Annotated in this window: 6 protein-coding genes; 2 read left to right on the forward strand and 4 right to left on the reverse strand. The window is 70.4% G+C overall.

What is annotated here, in order from left to right:
- Nucleotides 1-88: 88 nt before the first annotated feature.
- The 3 genes from AB0C21_RS43160 to AB0C21_RS43170 form a co-directional block, all read right to left on the reverse strand.
- Entirely contained in the window at nucleotides 89-1,888 is a 1,800-nt protein-coding gene (locus tag AB0C21_RS43160) for a PLP-dependent aminotransferase family protein (protein ID WP_500212307.1), read from the reverse strand.
- Nucleotides 1,885-3,294, reverse strand: coding sequence for a M20/M25/M40 family metallo-hydrolase (locus AB0C21_RS43165; RefSeq protein ID WP_500212309.1), 1,410 nt, complete (start codon nucleotides 3,292-3,294; stop codon nucleotides 1,885-1,887). Before AB0C21_RS43165 ends, AB0C21_RS43160 begins: the two co-directional genes overlap by 4 nt.
- Nucleotides 3,295-3,495: 201 nt before the next feature.
- Nucleotides 3,496-5,130, reverse strand: coding sequence for an ABC-F family ATP-binding cassette domain-containing protein (locus AB0C21_RS43170; RefSeq protein WP_500212314.1), 1,635 nt, complete (start codon nucleotides 5,128-5,130; stop codon nucleotides 3,496-3,498).
- A 310-nt stretch (nucleotides 5,131-5,440) separates the two neighbouring features.
- On the opposite strand from AB0C21_RS43170, the gene AB0C21_RS43175 reads away from it, so the two are divergent.
- Nucleotides 5,441-5,965, forward strand: coding sequence for a hypothetical protein (locus AB0C21_RS43175; protein ID WP_500212311.1), 525 nt, complete (start codon nucleotides 5,441-5,443; stop codon nucleotides 5,963-5,965).
- Nucleotides 5,966-5,996: 31 nt separating this feature from the next.
- Here the strand turns inward: AB0C21_RS43175 and AB0C21_RS43180 are convergent, their stop codons facing one another.
- On the reverse strand, nucleotides 5,997-6,368 hold the full coding sequence (locus AB0C21_RS43180; RefSeq protein WP_500212312.1) for an ATP-binding protein: 372 nt from the start codon (nucleotides 6,366-6,368) through the stop codon (nucleotides 5,997-5,999).
- A 145-nt stretch (nucleotides 6,369-6,513) separates the two neighbouring features.
- On the opposite strand from AB0C21_RS43180, the gene AB0C21_RS43185 reads away from it, so the two are divergent.
- Nucleotides 6,514-6,870, forward strand: a 357-nt coding sequence (locus AB0C21_RS43185) for a helix-turn-helix domain-containing protein (RefSeq protein WP_500212313.1), incomplete at its 3' end; no start/stop codon positions are given.

Consider the following 6,870-nt stretch of genomic DNA (forward strand, 5'->3'; position numbering starts at 1 on the left):
ACTCCAAGGTCCAGGTGATAAAAGTGCTCACTCACCAGCGGCTACCAGGCACCGAGTCTGCCAGCGGCGGCCGACCCGGTAGCTCCCATTAGGTGAAGCCGCGGTCGGCGTAGGGGGACTCGCCGGTGAGGATTTCGCCGTCGAAGGTCTGGGTTGGGGTGGACAGTTCGGCGGGGATCGTGGCCTTCGGGTCGAAGGCGTCGGGTGCGTGGAGGTCGGCTACGAAGGCGTCGATCTCCTCTTCTGTCACCGAGGCCATCAGGAAGGCGTGGGCCATGTCTCGCGGCTTCGGGTCGTCCGGCCGCATGCGCATGGTGACCGTCGACAGCGACCATTTCGCCACCAGCGCCGGGTTCGGTCGCCGGAACCGGACGGTGAGGCTCAGCGGAGTGTGGGCGATCCACAGGCCGCCGGGACCGAACTTCGACGCGAGCCTCTGTTCCAGGCGGGTGAGCTTGTCCACCAGGTAGGCGGCCATGCGCTGGCAGTGCATGCTGAGCGCGATCTGGCGGGCGTCGGGGTTCTGGGCGATGTGGTCCCACAGGACGATCGGCGAGAGGCCGTTGCGGGAGCCGGCGAACGTGGTGTCCAGCGAGCCGATGTACTCGGGGTTGTCCGGCGGCTGCATCTGGTACTTGATCTTGGTCATGAAGGCCCCGCACGGCCATGGCGCGCCCATCCACTTGTGCCCGCTGACCACGATGGACGCCACCATGTCCACCGACTCCTTCAGCGGCTTTTCGCCGGGGACGACGGAGGTCAGGCCGAAGTCGAACTCGGGGACGGGCACCTCGGGCTCGTACTCGTAGCGGGGGTCGCGGGTCGCCTTGTCCAGGAACGGGACGTAGGCGGCGCCGAGCGCGCCGTCCACGTGGATCCAGAACCCGCGCCGGACGTCGTGCCGGCCCTCCTCGTACTCCACCCTGCGCCGCACCAGCCCGTGCTCGGCGAAGATCGGAAGGAGGCGGTCGCAGACGCTCCGCACGTCGTCGTAGGCGCCCTTGAACGTGCTGCCGAAGTTCAGGCTGACGATGATCGGATGGCCCTTGGCAGCGAAGAACTCGACCAGCGTCGCCAGCGCGGTGACGTCGATGGAGCCGGGCCCGAACGTCGAGTACTGCTCGTCGGGCGGGCCGCCGGAGGGCAGCGCGGACGGCACCTCGTCAGGCCAGGGGCCGCCGAGCGGGCAGTCGTCCGGGTACATGGCGCGCCCCAGCTCGCTGAACGTCGGCAGGTTCAGCACCCGGACCGCCTTGGTGAACGAGTAGTGCGTGTCCTCCGAGTAGAAGACCACCGGCGAGTACGCGTTGGGGTTCTCGCGCGGCACGGTCGGGGAGGTGTAGCGCACCGGCGCGCCCTTGTGGGCGCCCTCCTCCTCGCCGAGCAGCCGCTTGCCGGAAAGGTAGTCGCGGGCGTTCCACAGCGCGTACATGTTCCCCTCGGTGGAGCCCATGCTTAGGACGTATCCCCAGCACGACTCCTTGTCCTTCGGGTCGTAGGGGGTCCCGTGCCAGAGCCGCGCGAGGTACGACAGCACCGCCTGCTCGACGACCTTGGAGTTGACCTTGTAGCCGCTCTCCTGGAACGGGTCGCCGATGTTGTTGATGTGGCTGGTGAGGAACTGCCCGATGTCGAGCCGGTAGGCGTCCATGTTCTCGTTGACCTGGTAGCCGAGCATGTGGTCGCGCCGGTCCGACAGGTAGGCGGCCAGGCGGCGCAGCACCGTGTCGCGCTTGTCGGGCGGCACCCCTGTGCCGTCCAGGACGAAGTCCTGCGGGTCGGGGGCGAACGGCGGCGGCGTCCCCCAGACCTGCTGGCCGGGCCTGGCCCCGTCCTGCCAGGCGCGCTCGGTGTACTCGGTGGTGGGACGGCCGATGGTCTGCGTCATCGTGGATCTCCCTTCCGGGCGTGCATGCCGCTCGCCTTCAGCAGCAGGGCCTCCGCCTCCGTCATGGACTGGAGCTCGGAATAGCTGACGCTCTCGTTCGGAGCGTGGATGGCGCACGTGGGCTCCTCGCAGCCCCACAGCAGGATGTCCGCGTGCGGGTTGGCGGCGCGGAACGCGCTGGCCAGCGGGATCGCCCCGCCCTGCCCGGCGTGCGCGACGGATTTGCCGTCGTACGCCTGCTCCAAGGCGACGTGGGCGTCCTTCATTCGGGGCGTGTTGGGGTCGGCTGCGAACCCCGCGCCCTCATTGGCCGGGGTCACCTCCACGCGTGCACCCCAGGGAGCGACCTCCCTGAGCCGCGCGGTGAGCCCCTCGCGGGCCTGTTTGAGGTTCTGATGCGGGGCCAGCCGGACGCTGATCTGGGCTGTGACGGACGGCCGGAGCGCGTTTGTGGCACCGGCCATCGGCGGGACGCCGTCCAGGCCGACGACGTTCACGGACGGTTTGCCGTACAGGCGCTCGGCGAGGGGGCCCGTGCCGATCAGCTGCACGTCCTCCAGCAGGCCGGCGTCGTGGCGGAACCGGTCGTCGGGCACGTCCGGCCACCCGAGGTCCTCCTTGTCCAGCCGGAGCAGGACGTCGCCCTGGTCGTCCTGGAGCGCGGCGAGCATGCGGACGAGGGCCATGAACGCGTCCGGCGCGGGCCCGCCGTACACGCCGCTGTGCACAGGGCTGTGGAGCGTGCTCACCGTGACGTCCACGGCGACCAGGCCGCGCAGGCTCGTCGTGATGGTGGGCTGCCCGCGCTGGACGTTCCCGGTGTCGGCCATCACGATCAGGTCGGCGGTGAAGCGGTGGTCCGCGCGGCCCGTCTCGGAGGCGAGATAGTCCTCGAGGATGCCGGTCCCGGTCTCCTCCTCGCCCTCGATGACGAGCTTCAGATTGACCGGCATGTCCTTGCCGAACATCCGCAGCATGGCCAGGTGCATGCAGATCCCGGACTTGTCGTCGGCGGTGCCCCGGCCGTACAGCCGGCGCACCCCGGCGATCTCGTTCTCCGTCGCTATGAACGGACGGGTGTCCCAGCCGTCCCCCGGCGGCTGGACGTCGTAGTGCGCGTAGAGCAGCACCGTCGGCGCCCCGGCCACGGGCGGCGCGGGATGTTCGCCGTAGACGAGGGGCGTCGCCGTCCTGCCGTCGTGGGAGACCGCCACCTCCTCCACATGGGCGATCCCCGCCTGCTGGAAGAGGCGGACGACCTCATGGCGGGCGTTCTGGACGCCTTCCGGGTTCGCGGCGTAGCTGGGTATCTCGACGAGGCACGCCAGGTCCTGCCAGAGCCGTTCCATGTTGTCGTCGACCAGCGCGCGCACGCCACGCGTCAGGTCCGACACCTCGGTCGTCATGACTGCCTCTCGTCGGCTGGTCGTTACGTCAGGCTTGCCCGCCGTCTCCGCGTCCCGCCAGCCCTTCCCCGGCGTCATTGACGGCCCCGAATCGCACAATCTCCGACGCATTGACCCATCGTGGTGCGCATTTACCGGAGAGTTCCCGCAGGTGATGCCCGGTGAAGCCGGGGTCCGGCCGCCGGCCGGACCCCGTCCTCATCAGCCTTCCGAGCGTCCGATCTCCAGACGAGGCCAGTCGGCGAGGTCCCTCAGCAGCTGCCGGTCATGGGTGGCGACGACGACGGTGGCGCTCGTGGCGCGGATCGCGCCGGTCAGCTCGTCGACCAGCGTCGACGACAGGTGGTTGGTCGGCTCGTCGAGCAGGACCAGGCCGGGCCGCGCGGCCAGCGCGAGGGCCAGGTCGAGGCGCCGCTGCTGGCCCTGCGACATGCGCGCGGTCGGCGTGCGCATCGCGGCGGAGTCCAGGAGCCCGAGCGACCCGAGCGGGACGATGTCGGCGTCGCGCAGCGCCTGGCGGGCCACCAGCCGCCCCACGTGCTGGTCGTACACCTCGCGGGCGGTGAGCTCGGGGGCGTGCTCGACGGTCTCCTGCGTGATCAGGGCGACACGGGTGCCGTTCGCCGTCCAGAGGCGTCCGCGGGTGGGCGGGAGAGAACCGGCCAGCACCGCGAGCAGCGTGGACTTCCCGGCGCCGTTGGGGCCGGTGACGAGCAGCCGGTCGCCGCCGTCCAGGGTGAAGTCGACCGGACCGGCCAACCGCCCCTCGACGGTGACGCCGTGCGCCCGCAACTGCGGTGCTCGCGACCGGATCCCCAGGTCGGGCCACCGCAGGGCCGGCGGCGGCTCCGGCACGTCGATGCGGTGCGCCTCAAGGGCGTCCTGCCGCCGGTTCAGAGCCTGGACGACGCCCGGCGCGCGGGACTGGCGCTGGTGCTTGCCGGTGCCCTTGTCCGGCCGCCAACCGGTGGACAGCCGGTCGCGGGCCTTGGACACCGCGTCCTGCAGCCGCCGGTGCTCGGTCTGCTGCTGCTCGTAGTCCTGTTCCCAGCGCTCGCGCTCGCTGCGCCGTGCGTCTTGCCACGCGTCATAGCCGCCCGCGTAAAGGCGCGGCTTGCCGTCGCGGCTGGGGTCGAGGTCGAGGAACCGGTCGGCGACGTCGCGCAGCAGCGCCCGGTCGTGGCTGACGACGGCGAGGCCGCCCTCGTGCTCGCGCAGGCGGCGGGTCAGGAAGTCCAGCCCGCCGGAGTCGAGATGGTTGGTCGGCTCGTCGAGCAGCAGTACGTCGTGCCGGGCGGCGAGCAGGCAGGCGAGCCGCACCCGGTAGCGCTGCCCGACCGACAGCGTCGCCAACCGGCGGTCGCGGTCCGTGCACGCGCCGAGGGCCTCCAGAGCGACGTCGACGCGGCGTTCGGCGTCCCACGCGTCGAGCCGCGTGGCGGCCTCCAGCGCCGCGGCATAGCGGTCGTCGGCGGACGGATCACCGGCGGTCACGGCCGTGGTCGCCTCGTCCAGCGCGGCGAGGGCCGCGACCGGGGCGGCCAGCGCCGCGGACGTCAGGGTCCCGACGGTCTCGCCGTCGCGCGCCGCCAGCTCCTGGCGGGCCAGGCCGATCGTTCCGGCGCGGTGCACGGTGCCCTCGTCGGGCTGGATCAACCCGGCGAGGACGTGCAGCAGCGTCGTCTTGCCGCGGCCGTTCTCGCCGACGACGGCGATCCGGGACCGGGCCGAGACGGTGACCGACACGTCGTGGAGGATCCGCCGCGACCCGCGTGTGACCGCGACGCTCTCGGCGCGGATGTGCGCGCTGTCGCCCGCAGGAACGGGCAGGGACATGTTCTCGGGAATCGGAATGAGGCTCAAAGGGTGCTCCGCAGCTCGCGATGGAGCCGGGCAGCAGCAGACCGCCGCCCGGCGGGATCCGGGACGGCGAGCGCGGATTCAGAAAGGGGAAAGGCGCCGCCGTCAGCGGGCGCTGCGGACCTTCTGCGACCAGATGCCTCGTGCCATGCCGCTCACGCTACGCGGCACACCCCCGCCGCCTCCATCGAATAAAACCGCCCTGCTCTCCTCGCATGCCGCGGGGAGGCGCGGTGGCCTTCCGGCGGACGCGGCGGACAAGGCCGTCGGCAATAAGATCATCCGCGTGTCGCCACAATTGCTCGGCCTGCTGATCGGTTCCGGCTTCGGTACTGCTTTCGTGCTCGCCAACGCGGGAGAGCCTCTCCCAGGGGCCGCCGGGATCGCGGTGCGCATCCTGGCGGTGCTGTGCCTGCTCGCGGTGGTGGTGACCGGCTTCCGCGGCGACCGGCGCGGGGGGACGCCGCGCGGCGACGCGCGGCCGCGGTGGTTCGGGCCGCGGTTCGGGCTCGTGGTGGCCGCGGAGTTCGCGCTGATCTTCGGCGGGATCGCCGCGCTGAGGTCGCTGGGCGCGCCGCAGGAGGTCAACGTCGCCTGGATCGCGTTGATCGTCGGCCTGCATTTCGTCGTGCTGGCGCGGGTGTGGAAGAGGGGCTCCATCGCGGTGCCGGGGGTCGTGCTGACCGGTCTCGGAGCAGCGGGCATGATCATGGCCGCGGTGTCGTCCGTGGAATGGATCCCGTTCGTCAGCGGCGTCCTGTCCGGCCTCACCCTGCTCGCAGGCTCGCTCTACGGCGCGATCCGCCGATGAGCCGGGCGGAGTCCGAGGCACGGGCGAGGGGTCAGGTCGGCATGAGGGCCCAGACGACCTTTCCTTCGCCGGTGGCCGAGGAACGGGTGCCGGTCTCTTTCGCGTAGGCGGAGACGATGGCCAGCCCGCGCCCGTTCTCGGCCGTGAGGGACAGCGGGCGCGGGGACGGTAGATCGGGGGAAGGATCCCAGCACTCCAGAAGCGGCGTTCCGTCCTGCAAGGCGCAGCGGAGGCGGATCTGCCGCCCGCAGGCCGCGCCCACGGCATTGGTGACGATCTCGCTCATGACGAGCGCCGAGTCGTTGATCAGGTCGCGGCCGAATCCCCAGTTCGTCAACGTGTACCGGACGAGCTCCCGCGCCAGCACGACGCTCGACGGCACGGCGAGCAGCGTCAGTCGCACTTCCGGCGCACCATGCGCCGAGCTGGTGATTTGAAGATCGTCCATTGAGAGCCATCCCGAGTTGGCGGATTGTGCTCTCACTGTGAGTGATCATTCGGTAGCGTGTTGTGCATTGTTCGGCGGTCAATACACATGTGAGTGGCCTATGAGCGTGCGGGAGTCGATCGATCCGAAGTCCTCGCTCTGGGCCTGGTTGGCCTTTGACCTTTGGTTTCACCGCACTCAGCGAGGGCTCTCGCTCGCCCAGATGGCTCTGGTCGTGAAAGCGACGCGCGGGACCGTATCGAACTGGGAGGCCGGTCGGTTCCGCCCGAGTGATGCGTGCATGAAGCGCCTGGACGAGGCGTGGAACACCGGCGGCCACTTCGAGCGGCTGCACATGTTCGCCTGTGCCGGTCACGATCCCGACTGGTTGTGCGACGTGAAGTCGCACGTTTCGAGTGAATGCATGATTGGAGGTCGATGGAAAGTCAAAATGCATTCCAGGCTAGTGCCTGAGCCT

This window comes from Spirillospora sp. NPDC049024 (genome assembly GCF_040649235.1).
Lineage (GTDB): Bacteria > Actinomycetota > Actinomycetes > Streptosporangiales > Streptosporangiaceae > Spirillospora.